Origin of the sequence: Actinospongiicola halichondriae (genome assembly GCF_049103745.1) — a bacterium.
GTDB lineage: Bacteria > Actinomycetota > Acidimicrobiia > Acidimicrobiales > Salinilacustritrichaceae > Salinilacustrithrix > Salinilacustrithrix halichondriae.
The window spans coordinates 1,198,680-1,221,909 of record NZ_CP171622.1; the positions used below are offsets into that span (position 1 = coordinate 1,198,680).

The following is a 23,230-nucleotide window of genomic DNA, read 5'->3' on the forward strand; positions in this document are numbered from 1 at the left end:
GTGTTCCTCTGGTACGTCGCGACCGCCGCCGTCGGCGTGTGGGCGGTCTTCGACAGCCCTGCGCTCGACTACCGCCTGGTGATGGTCGGTGCTGTCCTGCCCGTCGCCGAGGTCGCCCTCGGCCGGCCGGGTCCGCTGCACTCGCTGGTGACCGCCGTGGTGGTCCTCGCCGCGGTGATGCTGTCGACCCAGGGTCGGCGATTGGTGCGGCGCCGTTGGCTCGGCATCCCGATCGGCTTGTTCGCGTACCTCGTGTTCTCCGGCACATGGGCCGACACCCAGGCCTTCTGGTGGCCGCTCTCGGGCTTCGGGCTCAGCGATGCCGGTGCGCCCGAACTGGATCGTGGGGCGGTCTCGATCCTGCTCGAGGTCGCCGGCGTCGGTCTCGGCCTCTGGTGGTACCGGCGAGTCGGCCTCGACGATCCGCGCAATCGACGACAGTTCCGGGCCACGGGTCAACTGCCTCGCGCCACGACACCACCGGTGGTCGGTCAGTGCTGATCGTCGTACGTCACGGACGCACGCAGGCGAACCGCGAGGGGCGTCTCCTGGGTCGCCTCGACGTCGGGCTCGACGAGGTGGGACGCGAGCAGGCCGCCGCCATGGCCGCCGCCGTCGGGCCGGTCGACCGGATCGTCGCTTCACCGCTGGCCCGGACGCGGGAGACCGCCGCTGCGTGGGGCCAGAGCGTCGACGTCGACGACCGATTCGTGGAGCTCGACTACGGCGACTTCGACGGCGTCCCGATGACCGAGATCGACCCGGACGTCTGGGCGCGCTGGCGCGCCGATCCGTCGTTTGCCCCACCCGGTGGCGAGAGCATGCGCACGCTGGGGGAGCGGGTACGCGCTGCCTGCGCCGACCTCGTCGAGGCCGCGACGGACACCGACGTGGTGGTGGTCACCCATGTGTCGCCGATCAAGGCATCGGCCGCGTGGGCGTTGGGCGTCGGCGACGAAGTGGCCTGGCGTATGTACGTCGCTCCGGCGTCGGTCACGCGCATCGCGGTGTCCGAGCGAGGTCCGAGCCTGCATGCCTTCAACATCGTGGATCACCTCGCCGACCTGCGGACCTGACATGCGCCGGGGTCCCCTGCTCGCGCTGTCGTTGGCCCTGGCGGCGGCATCGTGCGCCTCGCCGGACGGCGGATCGGTTGCGGGGCGGGCGCCGACCGCGACCGCGACCTCGACGACGACTGGCATCGCCCAGACGACCACGTCGACGCTGTCGACGAGTCCGCGTCCTGCGTGGCTGGGCCGGCGGGCGCTCCCGCTCCGCCCCGATGGCCTCGGCGAGATCCAGCCGACACCACCGGAACTGGTCGACCGACGATTCGCGACGATCGACCTCCTGCCTCCGCCGGTTGACGACGACTTCTCGTCCTCGGTCACCGAACCGCCCGCCGACGTGATCGCCCGGTCGACCTGGACCGACGCCTGCCCGGTCGCAGTGGCCGACCTGCGCTACCTGACCGTGTCGTTCTGGGGATTCGACGGTCTCGCCCACACCGGCGAACTCCTGGTCCACCGCGACGCCGTCGACGTGATGGTGTCCGGGTTCGAGGCCCTGTTCCGGCGTCGGTTCCCGATCGAGGAGATGCGTGTCGTCCGCGCCGACGAGCTCGACGTTCCACCGACGGGCGACGGGAACAACACGTCGGCATTCGTCTGCCGCCCCTCGGTCGGGTCGACGTCGTGGTCGCAGCACGCGTTCGGGCGGGCGGTCGACATCAACCCCTTCCACAACCCTTACGTACGCGACGACGTGGTCATCCCCGAACTGGCGTCCTGGTACGTCGACCGGCCCGAGCGGCCGGGCGTTGTCACCGGCGACGATGTCGAGGGTTTCGTGTCCGGGGGATGGGGTTGGGGTGGACGGTGGCAGTCGTCGAAGGACTGGATGCACGTGTCGGCCAACGGTCGTTGAGCACTCGCTGCCGACGAGTTCAGAGGCAGTCGTAGACCGCGTCGACCAGCGCCCGATTGCGCGGGCTCTGCCATCGAGGGACGACGTGGTTCATCACGTAGCCGAACGCGATCCGCCGAGTTGGGTCGGCGAATCCGAGCGCCCCACCGGACCCGAAGTGCCCGTAGCTGCCCGGCGTCCGCCCCAGGGGGCGCGCCTCGGTCCATGGCTGGAAGCCGAGACCGAAGCTGACGTCCTGGCCGAGCAGCGGGCACCAGCCGGCCGACTGCACCCGCACGGCCTCGGCGAGGACCTCGTCGGAGAGGACGTTGCCGTCGATGATGCCGCCGTAGACGCGCGCGACCCCACGAGCGGTGGCATGGGTGTTGGTCGACGGGACCTCGGTCTGTCGCCAGGCACGGCTGTTGACGACGCCCATCGACGAATAGCCAGGCGGATTGACGTAGCTGAGTGCGGCCAACTGTTGGTCGGGACCGAGTCGCTCGATGTCGTCGAAGTCGACGCGCATGATGCCGCCGGCCCAGACGACGTCGGCGCAGCGATCGAGGTCGGCATCGGCCACGCCCACGTGGACGTCGGCGCCCAGGGGCTCGGCGAGATGACGACGCAGGAGCATCCCGGGTCGCTCGCCGGTGACCGCCGCCAGCAGACCGCCGGTCAGATGGCCGTAGGTGTTGGTGTGGTAGGCGTGCCCTTCGCCGGGCGTCCACCACGGCTCGGTGCGCGCCACCGCGTCGACCATGGTCTCGAAGTCGAACAGATCGTCGTCCGTCAGTTGTTCGCGGATCGCGGGGACACCCACCCGGTGACAGAGCAGGTGGCGGACCGTCGCCCGGCCCTTGCCGTTCTGGGCGAAGTCCGGCCAATAGCTGGCCACCGGGGCGTCGAGATCGATTCGCCCCTCGTCGACGAGTCGGAGCACCAGGGTCGCCGCGAACGCCTTGCCGACCGAGTACACGTTCACGAGCGTGTCCGCTGCCCACTCGACGGTTCGATCCGCGTCGACGTGGCCGCCCCAGATGTCGACGACGGGCGTCCCGTCGACGATGACGTGGACGCCCGCGCCGACCTCGCCGTGGTCGACGAAGTTCTGTGCGAACGCGTCGACCACCGGACTGAAGCGGTCGGCCCACGTCCCGTGGACCGGCGCTCCGGTCACCGGCCCACCGTCGCGAACAGCGTCTTGAGATAGGCCCCTTCGGCGAAGCCGACCGGATGGTCGACGGCATGGGTGGTGCGTCGCCACTCGGTGAGCACGGCGCCTTGCGCCGTCGCCGACTCGCGGATCGTGCGGTGGAACGCCTGCTCGTCGATGCGGCTCGAACACGACGACTGGACGAGCATGCCGCCGGGGCGGACCACCGCGAGCCCCAGGCGTGTGAGGTGGGCGTAGGCGCGGAGCGCCCGATCGACCTGGTCTGACCTCGAGGCGAACGACGGCGGATCGATCACGACGACGTCGTAGCGCTCGCCCCGGGATGCCAGCGACTCGAGGACCTCGAATGCATCGCCGCACGTGACGGCGTGGCGAGCAGCGGCGACCGCCGGTCGGTCGCGGTTGGCGGCCATGTTGCGCTTCGCCGTGTCGAGGGCCGGTTGGCTGAGGTCGACGCTGTGGACTTCGGAGGCGCCGCCGGCGGCGGCGTGCACGCTGAACCCGCCGGTGCAACAGAAGACGTCGAGGACCCGTGCCCCCGCCGAGCGCTCGCCGACGAGACGTCGGTTCTCGCGTTGGTCGAGGAAGTGGCCGGTCTTCTGACCGCGGACCACGTCGGCCTCGAAGGCGAGACCGTGTTCGCGGAACGTCACCGGTCCGACCGGCAAGGTGCCGACCAACGCCGAACCATCCTGGAGGTCGGCCGTGGGGCCGGTGGCGACGGTACGGCTCGTACGTGCCACCACACGCTCGACACCGGTGAGGTCGACGAAGGCCCGGACGACATCGCGGAAGTGGGGGATCCACGCGGCGCTGTAGACCTTGACGACGGCGGTCTCGTCGTACCGGTCGATGACCAGGCCGGGAAGCCCGTCGTTCTCGCCGTGGACACAGCGATACCCGGTCGTCGCGGCGTCGTCGACGAGCGAGCGGCGACGGTCGAGCGCCGATGCGATGCGTTCGGTCCAGTGCGCCTGGTCGATCGCTCGTGGTGGGCCCACGTGGAGCACCCGGATCCGGATGGGGGAGTCGGGGTCGTAGAGGCCGATGGCGGCGAACTTGCGCTTGTCGTCGAAGACGACGGCGAGATCACCCGCCGCCCCGTCGTGGCTGACCGAGGTGATCGACCCGTCGAAGATCCACGGATGCCCGCTGCGGACCTGGCGGAGCGCGTCCTTCGTGATCCGGGCGGCGACACGGCGGTCGGCCGGGCCCGGGAGGGCGGCGAGGGGATCGAGGTCGTTCATGGGACTCCGGGTCGGGAGTGATCGACGGTACTCGCACGTATCGTTTCGGCATGGACCGTGGCCGTGCCGAACCGACCGAACCCCGTCTCCGTCGGTTGGGCGAGGAGATGGTCGAGGAGGGCGTGGGGTTCGTGCTCGACGACGAGCGAGCCGACACCGTGCTCGAAGAACTCGACTATGCGCTGCGACCTCCGGTGCACGAGCGTCGGGTCCCGAGCTACGGCTCGATCATCGGGCCCACGTCGCCCGTCGAGACCTGGGCCACGACGACGCAACTCGATGCCGAGCGGCGGCCCACCACCGAGTTCGGCGACGCACAGATCCGCCGGTTCGCCGACGGGATATCGAGTTGGGCGATCCGCGACGGTGGCGGTGTCGACGAACTCGTGGTCTTCGACCGGTCGGCGAGCTCGGAGCGCGACATCGTCATCCTCGCCGGCGCATCGGGTGGGCTCGTCGTCCAACGCCACCCGAGCGGTGTGGTCCGCGTCGTCGGCCCGGGTGGGGTCATTCGTCGCGATGCGTCGGGCTGGCACCATGAGCCACCGCTCGAGAGCTGGCTCGTCGACATCCCCGGCTGTCGCTCCGATGCCGGGCTGACGATTCTCGGACTCCTCCTCGACTTCGCGGTGCACGACCTCGGCGCTCGTGGCGTCGGGTCCTTGTTGATCCTGCACGAGAGCGGCGACCTCGGCGTCGGCCACGAGACACGGATGCCCATTCCGCCGGCGTTGCAGATCGATCGTCCCAACGACCTGGCTCCGCTGCGTCACGCCCTCGCGCAGACCGATGGCGCGACGGTGTTCGATCACACGGGGACGCTTCGTCGAATGGGCGTCCGACTGATCCCCAGCCGGGCGGCCGAGGCCGAGGTACGGGCGATCGGGGGCACCCGGCACACGTCGGCTCGACGGTTCAGCTACGACGTCCCCGATGCCGTGGTCATCGCCGTGAGCGAGGACGGGCCGGTCACCGTGCTGCGTGCCGGAGCGCTCCTCGGCCGTTCGGCTGGCGACTGACCTCAGCGTGCGGTCGGATCGGTCCCGCCGGGGTCGAGGCGGTCGGCGGAGATGTCGCCCTCGAGGATGGCTTCGGCGACGAGGGAGAGTCGGAGATTCTCGTTCCGCGCGTACCCCCGGAGCAGGCCGAAGGCGACGTCCATCGACACGTCGAGCCGCTCGGCGAGCATCCCCTTGGCCTGCTCGATCACGACCCGGCTGGTGAGCGCGGCCTGCAACTGCTCGCTGAGTCGTAGCGCTTCACGGATGGTCCGCTCCTGGAGCAGGCCGATCGTGGCGACGTCTGCGAGCGCTTGACCGAGCGCCGCATCCTCGGCGGGGATCTGATCCGAGCCGGCGGAGAACACGTTGACGGCGCCGATGACGTCGCCCCGGAGCCGCATCGGGATCGCGTGCGCGACCGAGAAGCCCAGGCGGGTCGCCTCGGCAGCGAAGAGGGGCCACGGTCCCGCCGGATCGTCCATGGCCTGGTTGATGACCGCTTCGCCCGAGTGGAAACAGTCGAAACAGGGTCCCTCTTGGTTCTGGAGTTCGAAGAGGTCGAGGAGTTGCGCGGAGTCGTCGGACGACGCAACCGAGTGGAGGCGCCCGTCGGAGTCGGCGAGGAGCACGCCCGCCTGGTCGGCGTGCAGCAACTCGACGCATCGATCGGCGAGGAGTGTCATGAAGTCGACCACGTCGAAGTCGGTGACGAGCGTGTCGGCGAGTTCGACGAAGACCGAGGCGATGCGACGCGGGTCATCCATGACTTTCCCTCCGGGATCGGTTCCAAATGTAGGTCGTTCGAGCCCGTGTCGTTCGTTCGTTCATTGGTCGGTGAATCGGAGCGCACCGGTCACCACGTCCAGTGCGACCTCGTGGATGGTTCGCTCCTGCGCCCACGAGTAGGCCCGGAGGCGGGCCATCGCGTCGTTGGGGGACAGACCGAGTTGTGCCGCGACCATGCCGGTGGCCTGGTGGATCTCCCGCCGCTGGCCGATCACGTCCTCCAGTTGGGCAGGGAGGGCGTCGGCATTGAGGTCCTCCTCGAGGTCGAGGAGGAGGTGGGTCGCGACCTGGCAGATGGCGAGTGCGTCGCCGATGTCTTCATCCGCGAGTCGTTCCGGGCGGTCACGGTAGATGCTGTAGACGCCCATTCGGATCGATCCGATCCGCATCGGGAACGCGAACACGGCGTAGACGCCCCGAGCCATCGCCTCGGGTACGAACACCGGCCAGCGGGCTGCGCACGCTGCGAGGTCGCCCTCCAGCACGGGCCTCGCGGATCGATCGGCGTCGAGGCAGGGTCCTTCTCCCAGCGTGAACTGGAGCTCGTCGACCCCGTCGAGGGTGCCGGCCGACAGGGCGAGCGCTCCCTGGTGCTGCCCCTCGCTGATGATCGCAATTCCCGCCCCGTCGGCGTCCAGCATCTCGACGCTGGCGTCGAGAAGACGCTCGAGCACGGGACGGTCGTCCTGGTCGGTGAGGACCGCGGCCACTCGAGCGAGTCGGTCTGCGTGCATCGCGATGGCTCCTGGACAGGGCGTGGGGTGGGGCTCCGACAAGTTTTGATCGACCCGGTCGATCGGTCGGTGACGATGCGAGAGGTACGAGCCGACGCTACCCCCCTCGGACGCACCGATTCGGTACCCGTGTATGATTCGCGGGAAGAAGCGGCTCCGGACCCCGGTCGCACGATCCATCGTTCAGCGAGGACGAACCGTGATGGACAGTGTCGGAGCCGAAACCTGTGTCGTCTGTGGCCGTCCGCCGCCGTCGTCCAACGAGCGCCGCGCCGCTCCGACGGCGATCTGGGGTGCCGCGGCGCGGATCGCGACGTTGGAGTCGGCACTCGAGCAGCGGGACCGCATGCTCTCGATGGTGATCCACGATCTGCGGAATCCACTGGTCGCGATCGATGGGCACGTCGGACTCCTCGTCGACGAGTCGGTCGTGATCTCCGACGAGGAGCGACAGGACAGCGCCCAGACGGTCCAGCGACAGATCCGTCGGATCGACGCATTGATCGAGGACCTGTTGGCGGTACAGACGATCGACGCGGACATGCTCCGGCTGATGGTCGAGCCGATCGTCCTGCTCGATGCGGTCGAGTCGAGCGTCACCGACTGCGGCCTCGATGGTGTCGAACTCGACATCGACCGCGGCCTGATTGCTCGAGTGGACCGTCGGCGACTCGCGCAGATCCTCGGGAACCTGCTCGCGAACGCCGAGCAGTGTGGCGCCCCGCCGATCGTCGTGTCGGCAACGAGGACCGGAGACCGTGTGGCGCTCGTGGTCCGGGATCACGGTCTCGGCGTCCCGGACGAGTTCATCCCTGTCCTCTTCGACCGGTTCTCGCAGGCGTCGCGATCTCGGCACCCCTCGAAGCGGGGGACCGGTCTGGGACTGTCGATCGCCCGCGACCTCGCCCGGGCGATGGGCGGTGACCTCGAGTACGAACCCGGCGACGGCGGTTGTTTCCGTCTGACGCTTCCGGGGTGACGGAGGTCGCTCAGTCTGTTGCAGCGGGCAGAGGTCGGTAGAGGCACTGCCCGCCGCCCGAGGCATGGAGGCGACCGCCCGGTGACCACACACGCGCGGTCCATCCGAACATCCCTCGGGTCGACAACGGTGCTGCGCCGTCGCAGAGCAACCAGGGCTGGTCGAGCGCCGGTCGGTGAAATGCCACGTTCAGGTCGAGTGTCGGTGCCATCACGGCGGGCTTCTTCCATGCATGTGGACGATGGGCCGCGGGCCAGCTCGGGAGATCGACGAGGATGAGCGATCGCGAGGCGTCCACCCACTCGTCGGCAAAGGTCGCGGCGGGGCGGAACTGCAGCCACTCCTGCCAGATCGCCGGTCGGGGATCGGGCGGTGGCCACTCGGCCTCGAACGCGATCGGCTTGGCATCCAGGTTCCGCCAGAAGGCGAATGGTGGCTCCGCGTCATCGGGCAACAACTCTTCGGTGGACGGCAGGTCGTCGGGACCCGGCACGTCGGGTGGACTCAACTCGTCGTGGTCCAACCCTTCGTTGTCGGCAACCGACCACACCATCGCGTCGAGGATCGACCGGTCGTCCTGCGAGATCTCCACGCGGTGCGAGGCTGCTGCCCGGCCCTGGCGTCGCGGCGTGACGACGATGTCGATCGGTTCGAAGCGCGCCACCCCGAGGTAGTGGCACGAGAACGAGGTGGGATGGGGCATCGTCGTGCACACTCCGGCGGCTCGGAGGGCGAAGCTCGCGATGTAGCCGCCCATCGGTCCCCAGATCTCCCAGTCGGCCGACGGCGTCCCACGAAAGTGGAACTCGTCGAGTCGCTCGATGATCGTGTCTTCCCCCAGGTCGCCCATGGCCCGCAACCTTGTCGGCGTGGCGCCGCCCGGGCAATCGGGTTGTGCGCCGCTCGACGAACCCCTTGCCGAGTGCCTGTCGGCGTCAGCGGACCGCTACCACGAAATGGTAGTGGTCGGCTACTACGCCGAGGTAGTATACGAACGTGGAGCGAACGCCATTCCCCAACGCCGGGCCACTCGAAGCCGACGAGGTGCGGGGTCGCGAACGCGGAGGCGGGCGATCTCGTGCGCCTGCTCGGGGGTCGACAGCCCGTTGCGTTGATCGCGCCGCGCCGCTACGGCAAGACCAGCCTCCTGCGCCGGGCCGTGTGGCTGCTCGACCAGGTGGAGCCGACGACGACGGTCTGGCTCGATCTCTACGGACTGTCGTCCGCCGCCGACTTCGCCGTCCGTCTCGGAGCGGCACTGCAGACCTCGACCGGGCCGTTCCGCGAGGCCGTGGACCGGATCGCCGGTTCGCTCAGCCTGCATCTCGGTGTCGTGACCGCCGAGCTCCGGCGACCGGGTCCTGACGCCCCGGATCCGGTGGCGACCATCCATACGTTGCTCGAGACCCTCGTCGAAGCCGCGAGTCGGCAGTCGACGGTGATCGTCATCGACGAGGTGGCCGACGCGGTCGGGGTCGATCACGTCCTCGAGGTCGCCCGGACCCACCTGCAGCCCGCATACCGCGATGTGGGTCTCGCGTTCGCCGGATCGAAACCGACGATGATGTCTCGCCTGTTCGGGGACACCGATCAGCCCTTCTACAGCCAGGCCCAGCGCATGGACCTGGGTCCGCTCGACCAGTCGTTGGTCGGGGAGTTGGTCCACGACGGCTTCCGGTCCACGGGGCGAATTGCCGGGATGGCCGCGGACGCCGTCGCCACTTTCGGGAACGGACACCCGCAGCGCTCGATGGAGCTGGCCGATGCTGTGTGGTGGCGGACGGATCCGGGGACCGAGGCGACCCCCGAGGTCTGGGAGCGCGCCATCGAGCGGGTGCGATCGCGGGCCGCCACGTCGATGCGCGACTTCTTCAGCGCCCTGCCGTCGTCACAGCGAGCGGTTCTCCGGGCCGTGGCGCGCACCGGAGCGCCGTTCGCCGCAGCCGAGGGTCGCTTCCACGATCTGTCGACCTCGTCGATCACCGCGGCACGCAATGCGCTGGTTGATGCCGGTCACCTCGTCACCCGCGAGCGCGACACGGTCATCGTCGACCCGCTCCTCGCCGACTGGGTGCTCCGCACCCTGCCGTGAGCCTCAGGAGCGGGAGCGGGCCGCCGAGGTCCCGGACGACGAGTCGCGCTCCGTCAGCAGGTCGAGTGTCTCGTCCGACACCGGGGCGCCGAGCACACCGACAGCAAGGTCGACCAGGTCGCTGACGAACAGTCGGTGATCGGCGCGCCGACCCGTCGCCGCTCGTCGGCCGAGTTCGTTGAAGCACAACTGCATCGCCGAGAAGCGCCGATGCAGCGGGAGGGTCTCCTTCGGCATGGCGGCCTGCGCGATGCGGTCCCATCGGCCGAGGGCTCCGTCGGCGATGCCACGCTCGCGCATGGCCGCGGGGTCGCGGACGAGCCGGGCCACGATCTGGAGGTACTCGCGACCGCCGGGCTCGGCGAGCATCGCCGCCGACGGCCGCACCAGTGCGTCGGCGAGTACCCGCAGCGGTGGGTCGGAGTCGCGGTCGAGAGCGTCGAGCAGCGCGGATCGCCGTGCTGCGACCAGCTCGTGGTGGGGCGCGAGCACGGCGAGCAGCAACGCCTTGCGGTCGCCGAAGTGGTACTGGACCGCGTTCGTGTTCCGCTGGCCGGCCCGCCGCGTGATCTCCCGGAGCGACACCGTCTCGATGTCCTGCGTGGCGAAGAGCTCGCGCGCTGCGGTGAGGAGCTTCTCCCGACCGGTGGTGGTGTCGCGTTCCATGCTGCTCGCAACGTTACCGCATCTGTATTACTCTCTGGGTCGACCGCATCATCTAACGTACGGAGAAGAGACTCGCCATGGCATGGGACTTCCAGACCGAACCCGAGTTCCAGGAGAAGCTGGACTGGATTCAGCAGTTCTGCGAGGAGAAGGTCGGTCCTCTGCACTACGTGTTCCCCCACGCGGTCCGACTGCCCGACCCCAAGGTTCGCGAGCTCGTGCGCGAGCTCCAGCAGGAGGTCAAGGACCAAGGCCTCTGGGCGTTGTTCCTCGACGAGGAACTCGGCGGCCCCGGCTTCGGTCAGCTCAAGCTCGGGCTCGTCAACGAGATCCTCGGCAAGTACCCGGCGGCACCACAGCTCTTCGGCGCGGCCGCCCCCGACACCGGCAACATGGAGATGCTCGCGGCCTACGGCACCGACGAGCAGAAGGAGCGGTGGCTGACGCCGCTCATCAACCAGGAGATGTTCTCGGCGTACTCGATGACCGAGCCCCAGGGCGGTTCGGACCCCAACCTGTTCAAGACCCATGCGGTCAAGGACGGCGACGAGTGGGTCATCAACGGCGAGAAGTGGTTCACCAGCGCCGGTCGCGTCGCCGACATCCTCTTCGTGATGTGCACCAACGGCATGTTCGTCGTGCCCCGCGACACCCCGGGCGTCGAGATCATGCCGGAGCCCCGCAACCACAACCACATCAAGTACGTCGACGTACGCGTCCCGGCCGACCACCTGCTCGGCCCGGAAGACGGTGCCAAGGTCCTGGCCCAGCGACGACTCGGTGGTGGTCGCATCCATCACGCCATGCGGACCATCGCCCAGTGCACCCTGGCCTTCGACATGATGTGCGAGCGGGCGCTGTCGCGTGAGTCGCACGGCGCGATCATCGGCGAGCACCAGATGGTGCAGGAGAAGATCGCCGAGAGCTACGCCAAACTCAAGATGCTGCGTCTCTACGTCCTCGAGACCGCGTGGAAGATCGACCAGACCTCCACCCAGGAAGCCCGCACCGACATCGCTGCGGTGAAGTTCACGATGGCGCGGGTGCTCCGGGAGGTGTCGTTCGACGCCCTCCACATCCACGGTTCCCTCGGCACGACCAACCTCACGCCGCTGCAGGACATGTACGCCGCCGCCCCCACGATGGGCCTGGCCGACGGTGCCGACGAGGTCCACAAGTCGACCGTCGCCCGACGGGTGCTCAAGGGGTACCGCCCGCACGAGGGCTACTTCCCCCGCGAGTACATCCCGTACAAGGTCGAGGAGGCATGGGAGAAGTTCGAGCCTCGCTTCAAGGCCGACCCCGATCTGCGCAAGTCGGCCGAGGGTTGGAAGGAATACCTCTCCAAGCGCCGCTGACCCGCCACCCCCACCCCGTTCTGGTACGTCGATGCGACCACCAGATGGCGCGAGCGTTCACCAGAACGGGAGTCGGGGGTCGTGATGACGGGGTGATGAGGGGCGATTCGTACCCTTCGCCGCTGTGGGTATGACTCGAGGATCGCGCCGACACACGAAGGCGATGGGGCGGCGATGGGCGCTCGTCCTGGTGGTGATCGGCCTCCTGGCCGTGACACCGTCGCTGCTGGCCTCGCCCGACCCCGACCCCGTCGCTGCAGCGTTCGAGCGCGCCCGGGAGTCTGGCTCGTACCGGTTCACCAGTGACGTCGAGGCCGTCACGGCGCCGGTGGCGAACGCACAGAACGCCGGTTCGTCGAGCCACACCGATCACCTCCACCTCGAGGGTGCAGCCGACCTCGAACGGTCCGAGACCGAGTTCTCGATGTGGTTGAACGAGGCGAGCAGCTACGCGGCAGACGCCTCCGCCGGCTTCCGTATGGCCGACGGGGCGACCTACCAGCGTCGTGGCGACGGGGGATGGGAGGAGTCCGCGCAGGACGTCCCGGGTTTCGCCCCGCAGGGCGACCAGCTGAGCTTCCTCCTCGGCGCCACCAATGTCGTGGACCTGGGTGCTGTCGCCGGCATCGACGCCACCCGGTACGGCTTCGACCTGGACGGCGCGGAGTTCGCGGCGGCGTTGGGACGCGAGGTGACGGCGGCGAAGCGAGACCGAGGTGAGCTGCCGGCCGGAGCGCGCGTGGCGATTCCGGCCCAGTACCGCGACATGACCGGCACCGGCGAGCTGTGGGTCGATGCGTCGAGCGGGCGGCCACTCCGGCATGAGCTGACGGTGCAGTTCCCGCCCGATGGCCAATCGGTCGTCACTGCGAACATCACCACCGACTTCTCCCGCTACGGCTACGCGAGCTCGGCGCAGTCGACCTTCGTGTCCCGGATCGTTCTCGAGCCGCTGGGTGCTGCCGGTCGACTGGCGGAAGACCTGGCGCCGATCGCCCTGCTCGCCGTGGCGGTCTTCCTGGTGGCTCGCCGTCGGCCCGACGTCGCGCGCACAGCCCTGATCGTCACCGTGTCCCTGGCCGTGCTCATCGCCGGCCCCCTCGCATCGACCTCGTCCGCCATGACCGGCACCGCGATGGCAGCACCGTCGGTCGCGCCGGCGGCGGCGACGACGGACGCCGACCAGATCGCCGAGCTCACCCGAGCGGTGCAGCTGGAAGGTGCGAACATCGCCGATCCCCACGTGGATCGGCGGTCGTCGGTGGCGATCCCGCAGCTGCTCCAGACCGAGGACGGCGACGGTGACGGGCTCACCGACGCGGAGGAGCACGAGTACGGGACCGACCCAGCGCTACCGGACAGTGACGGTGACGGACTCACCGACGGTGAAGAGGTCCAGGTCGACACCGATCCGCTGACCGACGACACCGACGGTGACGGCTACTCCGATCTGGTCGAACTCGAGGGCTTCACGCTCGCGGGTGGGACGACGGTCTGGTATCCGGACCCGAACCGTCCGGACAGCAACGAGGACGGCATCCCCGACTCGCTCGAGTGGGACATCACCGACAGCGGCGCTCCGTCGGACACCGACGGCGACGGCGTCCCCGATCTGTTCGACACCGACAACGACGACGACCACGTTCCCGACCATCGCGACATCTCACCCTTCACTGCGGGAGCCGCGACGTTCGACGACGCGAACCCGCTGGCGCTGACGCTCGACGGGCTGACGCCGGGTGGCGTGACGACGTTCGTGCAGTTCCAGCTCCGGCCGGGGAACGCCGACCATCTCCAGTACGCGCTCCGTCCGCTCGACTGGCCCAGCGACTCGCTGGGGCAGATCCGAGACGTGAACGACAGCCCCGACGACCTCAGCCTCGTGCCGATGCTCGAGATCCGCTTCCCGACCAACGCGCCGGTCGTGCCGGACGCCGATGCCCTCCAGCCGTACTCGGTGCGGCTCAACGACGCCGAGAACCCCAACACCGCGTACGTGCCGCTCAGCATGATCTCCGACGAGCGGTCCGGGGAGAAGGTCGCGTTCGGTGGTCGCATGCGCTATCAGTCCCCGGCCGCCGGGCGGACCTGGGGCGACGCCCACGAGGTCCGACTGACGTGGGCGGTGCGCGTCGACAACGACATCGCCTGCACCCCAGGCGACCCCGACCCGCTCCCCAGCGACCCGGACGTCCCGCTCGACTCGGTCTGTGGTTCCGACGGCTATCGCTACGACCGGCCCCAGACCGTGCACACCTACTTCGGCGACTGGACGCTCACCGGCCTCCAGGTCTCCGAGGAGCACGGCGCGCAGACCGCAGTGATCCACGAGGACCCGGCCGTCGACGACGATGCACTCGAGAACGGTCCGACGTGGGCGCTGGCCGAGGTGCTCAGCGAGCGCCTGCTCACCGCGGTTCCCGACGGCGCCGGCGGCGACGTCTATGCACTCCAGATCGACAGCCTGGCGGCACGATTCGATCACGACTCGGCGACGACCATCGACGAGCGCTACGGCCTTCCTGATGTGTTCTCGGTGGAGGAGCGCTCGCACGCCACGTTCGACGACGCCATGCGCGCGGTCACCGAGGACATCTACGACGATGTGCTGCCCCGGTACGGAGCCGCTGCCGCCTGGGATCCCGTCGCCTCGCCGATGCCATTGGTGATGACCGCCTATGCGTCGGACAGTCGGACGGTCAGCCTCGATGAGGTGAGCGTCGCCGACGGGCGGGTCGGATGGGCCGGGCACGACCTGCGCGTCGAGCTCGTCCCTGCGATCGAACGTTCCCGGATCTCCGGCATCACATGGAGTTCGTACTGCGGTGGTGACGCGAGCGCTCCGGTCTGGTCCCGCTGTGAGGTCGAGCAGGTCGGCGACCGACTCGAAGACCGGTACACCGATGTGAACATGGATCTGAACGACCCGACGCAGCTCCACGACGAGTCGGTCGACGGTCCACTCGACCCCGCCATCGTGCGAGGTCAGAACATCGTGATGATGGGGTACTACCTCGCGGTCGCCAACGGCATCAGCACGGTGCTGTCCACGACCGACGCCGGCGGAACCACCACGAACATCGCGCCGTTCGTTCCGGAGAGCGACGAGGATCTCCGGGCCGCGGCCTCCGGTGCTGCTCGTGCCGCCAAGATCGTCGCACAGTCCGTGCATCTCAAGCGGCTCGAGAACGCGGGGGACTCGGCGGCGAAGATCTGGCAACAGATCGGCAGCCGGGGGACGTTCTCGACGCTACGGAAGGCCGTGCCGAAGAGCTTGCTTGTCGGTGCAGCAGTGGTCGGCATCGCCGCCGTCGGTGTTGCCGTCGCCTACGCACTCGACGGCAACCCTGATGCACAGTTCGCGCTCGGTGTGGCGGCGTCGGTCGCCGGCACGGTCGCCTCGCTCTTCGTGTTCGTCCCCTTCGCCAACGTCGCGAGAGAGGCGCTCGCGCTCGGACAGACCACGATGGGGTTGATGACGACCAGCTCGAAGGTGCTGGGAACAACCAAGAACGCGACGGCCATCGGGACGGTGATCATCCTCGGTGTCGTGTGGGGGTTCTTCATCGCCGAGATGGTCGGCAACGGCATCGTGGCCGGAACACCCGCGTTCAACGCCGCGCTGAGCACGGTCCTGGCGACGTCGATCTTCATCGTGTTGCTCGCCGTGCTCACTCTGAGTGTCGCCGGCGCCCTCCTCGTGGCCGTCATCTCGGTGATCGATGGCATCCTCAGCCTGATCTGCGAACTCGGCACTGACGACGACCGCGACGCACTGACGGTCGACGGACAGTGCTTCACCATCGGGGGGAGCGTCATCACGCTCTTCGCCGACTTCCTCTACAGCTACAAACCCCTGGTCGATCTCGGACGAAGCGATCTCGTGTCCGTCGCCGCGCCCGACGACGAGCCGATGTTCGCGCTGCACACGCCGGGCCTCGGCTACGCGGTGGGGAACAGTCTCGACGTCGCCCTCGACGTGACCTCCAAGCTCGAACACCTCGCTCCCGACAACGACTTCAACATCAAGCCGTACTACTTCTCCGCCGACACCCTCACGTCGGCGACGTTCGAGTACTCGGTGACGTCGCCGGAACCGTCGACCGCAGGACTGGAGGCCGAACTCGGCGACATGAAGTCGGAGTGGGACTCCCCGAGGCCGTCGGATTCGACCTATGCCTTCGCGAATCTGCTGGAGTCGTCTGCGACCCAGCGTGTCAACGCTCCTGCGGCGATTCCGTTCTCCGAGCACGGAATCGGTCGACCGTTCCAATATCACCTCAACATGGCGTACGCCGTCCCGACCCTGGAATGTTGGGTGCCATACCTGCTTCCGTTCATCTGTGACGTCGAGCCCTTCACCGGCTCCAACGCGACGACGTTCGATCCCGTCCACTTCGACGTCCTCCCCGCGACGATCGACGCCTTCCTGGCCACGACCCCGACCGGAAACCGGTTCGCATGGGACCCGGCGTTCGAGACCATGGACGACTTCGACGGCGACGGACTCCGCTCCGCCGCCAGTGGCGGACTCGACCCCGATGACCGAGCGTGGGACACCGACGGCGACGGCATGAGCGACGCGTTCGAGTTCGCGCAGCGAGAAGCCGGACTGGCCTTCTCGGCCACGAGCGCGGACACCGATGGTGACGGACTCGACGATGCGGCCGAATTCCGTGCCGGCACCGATCCGGCGGTCATCGACACCGACCGCGATGGACTGTCCGACGCCGAGGAGGTCGAGGGGTGGAGCATCACCCTCGGCGGCACGGGACGAACGGTCCACGTGACCTCCGACCCCCTCTCTTCCGACACCGACCTCGATGGCATCGGTGACGAGGCCGAGCGCTTCCTCGCCGAGGACGGTCTCTTCGACGAGGACGACCGCGCCTTCAACCCGCGCGGCGAACGTTCCTCCGTTGTCGGTCACGATGACCTCGGATGCGCCCCGTGGGTTCGTCCGATCCGGCGACCAGGTCGAGGTCGAGACCACGATCGAGGCCACTGCGCCACTGGCCGCCAGCGTGCTCGACCTCGACACGCCCGCCGACGATCCGCTGCCGGTCGCGGTCGAGTTCGATCCCGAGACCTTCGTGGACCGCCAGACCATCACCCGGGCCGACACCGTCGAGATCCCGGACGGGGCCACGGGCGACCTCGGGATCGGCGCGGAAGTGCGGGGTCGGCTCGTGCAGGACCCGTTGCCCCCGGACCTCACGCTGACGGAGCGGACGCCAATGCCGTCCTCCGACCTCCGCGGGTCGGTCGATGTCGCTCCCCTGCGAGTCGACACCCGCAACAGCTACGCCATGGTCGACGAAGCGCACGATTGGAACCGATTCGGGTCCATCTGGCCGCGGCTCCTGGGTACCGGATTCGACTCGCGGCTCGAACTCGACCGGGACACCGACACCACGGTGAGCCCTGCACGCCCTGACTGGAAGCAACGCAAGAGCGGTGGCGTCACCACCGCGTGCACCGACGACGCCGATTGCATGTCGGTGTGGCCATTCGCGCAGAACTGCATGGCGGTCACCGTGAACTCGATCCGCGTGGTCGACGTCAGCGACCAGAACAACAACGCGGAGTTCGGCGTGTACCTGAACCGCACCACGGCGGGCTTCGACATCGGCAGGTTCGAGCAGTTGTGGCATTCGGTCGCCGACGGACCCGGCTCGCTCGGCGCAGGCTCCACCACCGCGATCAACGAGCAGACCGACCTCTGCGCCCACGGGTACCTGGCCGTCGTCGAGACCGACGGCGAGAGCGAGGTCGGGCTCGGGAACTGCGACAACGAAGCGCCGAAGGACACCAACTGCAAGCCGCTGCTCCACCGGTCACCGTCGGGCCAGTTGGAACTGCTCGAGCTCACGCTCCTCGGCGAGTCGCCGAAGATCGGCACCTTCGACGCGACGTTCAAGTTCCAGGACTGCCCGGCCGACTGCGACGAGGTGGTGCTCAACTACACGCTCAAGGCTGGCTTTGCAGGAGTGAACGGGCAGGTCGATCGCCTCGCCGGCGCGGTCACGGACGGAGTCACGAACATCACGCGCGCGCAGTTCGGGGTCCCCGGCGTCAACGCGACGGTGCACGAGCACGCACCGGCGATCGCCAGCGACGGCGACCGCTTCCTCCTCGTGTGGACGAGGACCACCGACATGCCCGACGGCCGTGTCGCGGTCGAGTTCAAGGCGCAGGAGTACGACCGCACGGGAGCGCCCGTGGGGTCCGAACTGCTGGTCGAGTCGGCGTACTTCCAGCAACCGACCGACCCGATTCCGACGCTCGACGTGGCGTGGGCGCGCGGGCGCGCGCCGGTGATCGTCGCGAACCGGGGCCTGCCCGCGGGGAAGACCTGGAACTTCGTCAAGCCGCTGCCCTCGACCGTGAGTGCCGCAGACGCCGTGGATCTCGCCATCGACACCCAGTCGGGTGTGGCGACGGCCGTCCACCAGACCGTCGACGGCATCTATGCCACCCGGTTCCAGGCCGACGCCACCGAGGTGTCGGCGGCGCTCGACACCCGACGGGTGATCATGGTCGGGCAAGGTAACTCGAATTCCGTCCAGAGCCCGGTGGTGGCCCGAGCCCCCGGTGTCGGTGGATGGCTCATCGGTGCCCGCTATGTGGGCCCGGACAACGCCGACGTCGTCGCCGGCCTCTTCTCCGACGCCTACGCCCTGACCAGCCAGACCCCGCGCGGCAACCCCTTGGCGCCGGCGACCCCCGGCGAACTCCTCAAGCTCGACGCGGGCTTCGCGCTGCGTCCTTCGCTGGCCTGTGAGACCGGAGACGCCACGCCGGTCGTCGACCTGCGCTTCGAGGAGCTGCCTGGGGCGACGGAGTTCCGTGACTCGTCGCGGCTCGGGAACCACGGGACGAACGCCGCCGGGGCGCTGCCCGCCGCAGGCTTCGCCGCCGCTCCGGCGCCGGACTCGGACTTCGCGGCATCGCTGCGTCTCCCAGCCGACATCGATCTGCCCATCTCGACGGGGGAGTCCACGTCGTTCGCGCTGTGGGTCAAGAAGGACCCCGGCTCGACCACCTCCCAACGCTTCCTGATGGTCCGGGATCCACAAGCCGACGGCTACCAGCTCGATGTCCGGACGAGCAGCGTGAAGTGGACTGCAGGCGGCACGCACCGCACCGAGCTGGCTGACGGGGGCGCCCGTCCGTTGCTGTTCGACGACGAGTGGCACCACGTGGTCGTCACACGCTCGGCCGCCGGTTCCGGCGCGATCTACGTCGACGGGACGCCGTGGGGGCAGGGATTCGCAATGGACGATCCCGCACTCGGGCAGGTGCAGATCATCGGCGATGGCGTCCTGATCGACGACTTCAAGATGTTCGACCGTGCGCTTGCGCCGCACGAGGTCGAGCCGCTGATGACGCAGACGCCGCTCGACCGCTGCGCCCTGGTCGCCGTGGAGAGCGAGGCAACTGCCGACGATGGCCGGTACCCGTGGGCCGAGCTCACGCTCACACCACACGACCCGGTGGCGCTGCTGCTGGCATCGGCACAGCTCGGACTCCAGGTCGACGGCGCCGCGCCCCTCGTGTCGGTCGCGCCGGTCCCCGGCCCGGTGCCGGGTGGCTCGGACGATGCTCCGGGGACGTTCATCCTGAGTGGCAACGCGATCGACTCCGGCTCGGGCGTGGCCCGCGTCGAGGTGAAGGTCGGTGACGCCCCCTACGTCCTCGCCGACGGACTCGACACCTGGTCGTTCGCGTTGCCCGTGGTCGATGGGTCCTACGGGATCCGGATCCGTGCGACCGATGCGGTCGGCAACGTCGGAGCGCGGTTCCACACGGTCGTGGTCGACGGAACGGCGCCCGAGGTCTCGCTCGATGCGCTGCCGGACACCCCCGTCGCGCCCGCGTCCGACCCCGCCACGGGGGCGCCGATCGTGCAGCTCTCGGGCTCGGCATCGGACGCCGTCTCCGGCATCGCGACCGGCGGCGTCGAGGTCCAGCTCGTGCCCTCGCCGTCCGGAGCGGCAGCGACGGAGGAGAACTGGCAGCCCGCCACACTCGACGGCGATCGATGGATGCTCGACTACCGGTTCTCCACCACCGCCATCGACGTGAGCGGCGCGTGGGATGTCCGGGTGCGCGCCACCGATGGGGTCGGCAACGTGTCGGCCCACGACGACGTCGCGGCCGTGCTCCGACTCGATGCCAACGCTCCCGAAGTGCAGATCGGCCTCCGGGACGCGGACCGCCGCGCCATCGGCGGCGACGACGTCCTCGAGTTGGCGGGGCAGGTGACCGACGCCGACGGCGCGGGCATCACCGCCCTCGAGATCTCGCTGACACCACTCGCCACGCTGCTCGCACTACCCGACGGCGCGAGCACGGACGACCTTCCCGACCCGCTCACCTGGGCCCCGGTCGATCTGGCCGAGTCGGGTCCGGGTGTGACCGAGACGTCGTGGACGTTCGAGATCGACGGTCTCCTGGAGGATTCGTACCAGGTCGACCTGCGCGCCACGGATGCGCTCGGGAACCAAGCGGTGCGTCCCAATGTCTGGCGTGGGGTCATCGACACGACCGCCCCTCGACTGGTGCTGGACGCCGCAGCCACGGGAGAGCTGCACACCGGTGGTACCCGGTTCGAGGTCCGCTACGACTGCGACGCCGAGGACCTGTTCCTCGACGCGGACTCCTTCGACTGCGACGAGGGTTCGGATGCGCCACCCGTCAAGGTCCTCAAGGACGACGCGGCGCTCCAGTCCCAGTTCCCGGACCTTCCCCAGTTGGAGCGGATGACGACCGAGTTCACGCGCTGGGAGCGCGGCCCGGAGTCCGAGGTGGAGTTCACCGCCTGCGACGTGTTCGGGAACTGCACGACGCTCGACCACCTCGTCGACGACGGCGGCATCCCCGTTGCCGATCTGAGCGCTGCCGTCGTGGACCCGACGGACGGCCGACACGTCGCCGTCGACGGACCGATCGACCTGGGCATCGTCGCCGAGGCTGCTGCATCGATCCGATCGCTGGCACTCGTCGTGGACGGATCCGAGGTCGAGCGGCGGGACTTCGCCGACGGCGCGGTCACCACGTTCAACGCTCGTGTCCCCGTCGACGTGGTCGGCGGAGCCCACACGGCGCGCATCGTGGTCGAGGACTGGGCGGGAACCAGCAAGACCTCGGCTCCGGTCACGTTCTTCGCCGACACGCAGGAGCCGACGGTCTCCCTGGACTCGACCGTGATCACCGCCCTCGACACCTGGGGTGCCGGGAGCGACACCATCCGGTTCCACGGCGACGTCGTCGACGACGGCACGATCGCCTCGGTCGAGGTCAAGGTCGAAGACGGTGACTGGACCGACGTCATCGTCGACGGCGACCGTTGGCGCGGCGCGCTCACGGTCCCCGAAGCCGACGGCACCGACATCACTGTGCAGGTCCGAGCATTCGACCTCGCGGGACGATCGGCAGCGATCTCCCACTCGGCATCCGTCGACCTCGGCCCGGACTCCCCGGACTTCGTCGCACCGGACACGGTCATCGTCGTCGGCCCCTCCGCGGAGACGGCGTCGGAGTCGGCGTCGTTCCTGATCACCAAGATCGCCGGCAGCAACGAGGCCGTGTCCCTGCTCTGCAGTCTCGATGGTGGTGCTCCGGTGCCGTGCCCCGGCTTGTGGACGGTCGACGGACTCAGCAGCGGCCCCCACCGGGTGGCGGTGGCGGCCGTCGACTCCGCCGGAAACCAAGATCTCTCGCCGGCGACGTGGGAGTGGTCGGTGACACCGAGCGACCCGCGGGCCGAGATCCTGAGCGCTCCGGAGGATCCGAGCACGGACCGAACGCCGTCGTTCATCTTCTCGTCCGATCCGGGTGCGACCTTCGAGTGTCGCCTCGACGACGCCGATTTCGAGACGTGCACGTCGCCGACGACCTTCGAGCGTCTGCCCGACGGGACCCATCGCTTCGAGGTCCGGGCAACTCTGTCGGGCACGACGGGGACGGCAACACCCCATGTGTGGACGATCGTGAACTCGGCCCCGGTCGCGCAGGACCAGATGGTCACGTACGGCGTCGGTCCGGAGGGCACGCCCATCGAGCTCGACGCGGTCGATGACGATCCGATCACGTATCGGATCGTCGACCAGCCCGAGCACGGCCTCCTCGAGGGCGCGGGGCCGGACCGGACCTACCGGCCGGCCACCGGATTCGGCGGCCCCGACGAGTTCACTTTCCAGGCTTTCGACGGAGACGAGTGGTCGAATGTCGCGACGGTGGCGCTCGACCCGAGCGTCCCGGTGCTGACCTGGCCGCAACCAGCCGACATCGTCTACGGGACGACGCTCACCTCCGAGCTGCTGAATGCGACCGCAGACGTTGCGGGCACGTTCTCCTACGAACCCACTGCGGGGACTCGGCTCGGTGCCGGTACGCACACCCTGTCGGTGACGTTCGAGCCGGATGACGACGAGCGATACGACGCTGCGACGTCGACCGTCACGATCACGGTGTTGCCGAAGGCGCTGCAGGTCACGGCATCGTCGGGGTCGCATCCCTTCGGCACGCCGCCGCCAGAGGTCACGCCCATCTTCGAAGGGTTCGCTGCGGGAGACGACGTCACGGACCTCGATGTGGCGCCCACCTGCACGTCGACGAGTACCGACGAGAGTCCGGCGGGGTCGTACGTGTCGAGCTGCGCGGGGGCGAGCGACCCGGACTACGAGATCAGCGCGGTCGACGGCGTGATCACCGTGACGCGGGCACCGACCGTCCTCGAGCTCGACGACCTGTCGAAGGTCGAGTCACTGCGAACGAAGTCGATCGAGTTCTCGGCATTGCTGCGCTCCGACGCCACGGGGCGGGGGATCGAAGGTGCCGAAGTCGCCTTCCGGTTCTCCGACGGGACACCGACCTGCACCGCGGTCACCGATGCCGACGGTCGGGCGACGTGCCAGGTGGCGCTCACGCAACAGATGCGCCGCCTCATGCTCCGGAACGGCGAGATCGAGGCCGTCTTCGACGGCACGGACGACTTCCTCGCCAGCTCGGACTCGGCGACGACCGTGAACTCCGCCGGCGGGGCGTCCGGGGCGTCCGGGGAGTCCGGCACGTCCGAGCCCAGCGGGAGCGTCACCGCACAGAGTCTCGGAGGGCCGTCTGGTCTCGGGGCCTCGGCGGACTCACCGGTCCGGGATCTCGCCGCCAGCGGTGCAAGCACCGATCGCACGGGGTCGCTCGGCCTGTTGCTGCTGGCGGGGGGTCTCCTGCTCTGTCTCTTCGCCGCCGGCATCCGTCGTCGCCGCAGTCACTGAGCGCGG

General features: G+C 69.0%; 15 protein-coding genes. 9 read left to right on the plus strand and 6 right to left on the minus strand.

Annotated elements, in window-relative coordinates; all coding sequences use genetic code 11:
* The 3 genes from AB8619_RS05985 to AB8619_RS05995 are packed head-to-tail and all read left to right on the plus strand — an operon-like array spanning window position 1 to window position 1,926.
* The gene (locus AB8619_RS05985) at window positions 1-501 is read left to right on the plus strand and encodes a hypothetical protein (RefSeq protein WP_436795551.1); all 501 of its coding nucleotides are present in this window, start codon (window positions 1-3) and stop codon (window positions 499-501) included.
* Window positions 495-1,076 carry a histidine phosphatase family protein gene (locus AB8619_RS05990; protein WP_436795552.1) on the plus strand — a complete coding sequence of 194 codons (582 nt, stop codon included), beginning with the start codon at window positions 495-497 and terminating at the stop codon, window positions 1,074-1,076. Before AB8619_RS05985 ends, AB8619_RS05990 begins: the two co-directional genes overlap by 7 nt.
* Window position 1,077: 1 nt before the next feature.
* Entirely contained in the window at window positions 1,078-1,926 is an 849-nt protein-coding gene (locus AB8619_RS05995; RefSeq protein WP_436795553.1) for a M15 family metallopeptidase, read from the plus strand.
* Window positions 1,927-1,945: 19 nt separating this feature from the next.
* On the opposite strand, the gene AB8619_RS06000 is transcribed toward AB8619_RS05995, so the two are convergent.
* Window positions 1,946-3,085 (minus strand): serine hydrolase domain-containing protein, encoded by a 1,140-nt coding sequence (locus tag AB8619_RS06000; RefSeq protein ID WP_436795554.1) that lies wholly within the window; start codon window positions 3,083-3,085, stop codon window positions 1,946-1,948.
* Window positions 3,082-4,329, minus strand: coding sequence for a class I SAM-dependent rRNA methyltransferase (locus AB8619_RS06005; RefSeq protein WP_436795555.1), 1,248 nt, complete (start codon window positions 4,327-4,329; stop codon window positions 3,082-3,084). The genes AB8619_RS06000 and AB8619_RS06005 overlap by 4 nt, the downstream gene beginning before the upstream one ends.
* Window positions 4,330-4,379: 50 nt before the next feature.
* Between AB8619_RS06005 and AB8619_RS06010 the strand changes: the two genes are divergently transcribed.
* The gene (locus tag AB8619_RS06010; RefSeq protein WP_436795556.1) at window positions 4,380-5,348 is read left to right on the plus strand and encodes a diadenylate cyclase; all 969 of its coding nucleotides are present in this window, start codon (window positions 4,380-4,382) and stop codon (window positions 5,346-5,348) included.
* A gap of 2 nt (window positions 5,349-5,350) precedes the next feature.
* On the opposite strand, the gene AB8619_RS06015 is transcribed toward AB8619_RS06010, so the two are convergent.
* Window positions 5,351-6,094 (minus strand): GAF and ANTAR domain-containing protein, encoded by a 744-nt coding sequence (locus tag AB8619_RS06015; protein ID WP_436795557.1) that lies wholly within the window; start codon window positions 6,092-6,094, stop codon window positions 5,351-5,353.
* Between the two features lie 60 nt (window positions 6,095-6,154).
* A complete protein-coding gene (locus AB8619_RS06020; protein ID WP_436795558.1) occupies window positions 6,155-6,850 on the minus strand; it encodes a GAF and ANTAR domain-containing protein in 696 nt (231 codons plus the stop codon).
* A gap of 202 nt (window positions 6,851-7,052) precedes the next feature.
* Here AB8619_RS06020 and AB8619_RS06025 point away from each other — a divergent pair, with 202 nt between their 5' ends.
* Complete coding sequence (locus tag AB8619_RS06025) at window positions 7,053-7,829, plus strand: sensor histidine kinase (protein ID WP_436795559.1); 777 nt, start codon at window positions 7,053-7,055, stop codon at window positions 7,827-7,829.
* Window positions 7,830-7,839: 10 nt separating this feature from the next.
* Here AB8619_RS06025 and AB8619_RS06030 read toward each other — a convergent pair whose 3' ends face one another.
* Window positions 7,840-8,679, minus strand: a complete 840-nt coding sequence (locus AB8619_RS06030; protein WP_436795560.1) for an acyl-CoA thioesterase — start codon at window positions 8,677-8,679, stop codon at window positions 7,840-7,842.
* Window positions 8,680-8,907: 228 nt separating this feature from the next.
* On the opposite strand from AB8619_RS06030, the gene AB8619_RS06035 reads away from it, so the two are divergent.
* Window positions 8,908-9,921 (plus strand): hypothetical protein, encoded by a 1,014-nt coding sequence (locus tag AB8619_RS06035; protein ID WP_436795561.1) that lies wholly within the window; start codon window positions 8,908-8,910, stop codon window positions 9,919-9,921.
* Window positions 9,922-9,924: 3 nt separating this feature from the next.
* Here the strand turns inward: AB8619_RS06035 and AB8619_RS06040 are convergent, their stop codons facing one another.
* Window positions 9,925-10,587 (minus strand): TetR/AcrR family transcriptional regulator, encoded by a 663-nt coding sequence (locus AB8619_RS06040; protein WP_436795562.1) that lies wholly within the window; start codon window positions 10,585-10,587, stop codon window positions 9,925-9,927.
* 77 nt (window positions 10,588-10,664) lie between these two features.
* Here AB8619_RS06040 and AB8619_RS06045 point away from each other — a divergent pair, with 77 nt between their 5' ends.
* The 3 genes from AB8619_RS06045 to AB8619_RS06055 all read left to right on the plus strand — a co-directional run bounded on the left by AB8619_RS06045 (window position 10,665) and on the right by AB8619_RS06055 (window position 23,224).
* Window positions 10,665-11,945: an acyl-CoA dehydrogenase family protein gene (locus AB8619_RS06045; protein ID WP_436795563.1), complete on the plus strand. Its 1,281-nt coding sequence runs from the start codon at window positions 10,665-10,667 to the stop codon at window positions 11,943-11,945.
* A gap of 130 nt (window positions 11,946-12,075) precedes the next feature.
* Complete coding sequence (locus tag AB8619_RS06050) at window positions 12,076-17,382, plus strand: hypothetical protein (RefSeq protein ID WP_436796350.1); 5,307 nt, start codon at window positions 12,076-12,078, stop codon at window positions 17,380-17,382.
* Between the two features lie 1,099 nt (window positions 17,383-18,481).
* Complete coding sequence (locus AB8619_RS06055; protein ID WP_436796351.1) at window positions 18,482-23,224, plus strand: LamG-like jellyroll fold domain-containing protein; 4,743 nt, start codon at window positions 18,482-18,484, stop codon at window positions 23,222-23,224.
* Window positions 23,225-23,230 lie beyond the last annotated feature (6 nt).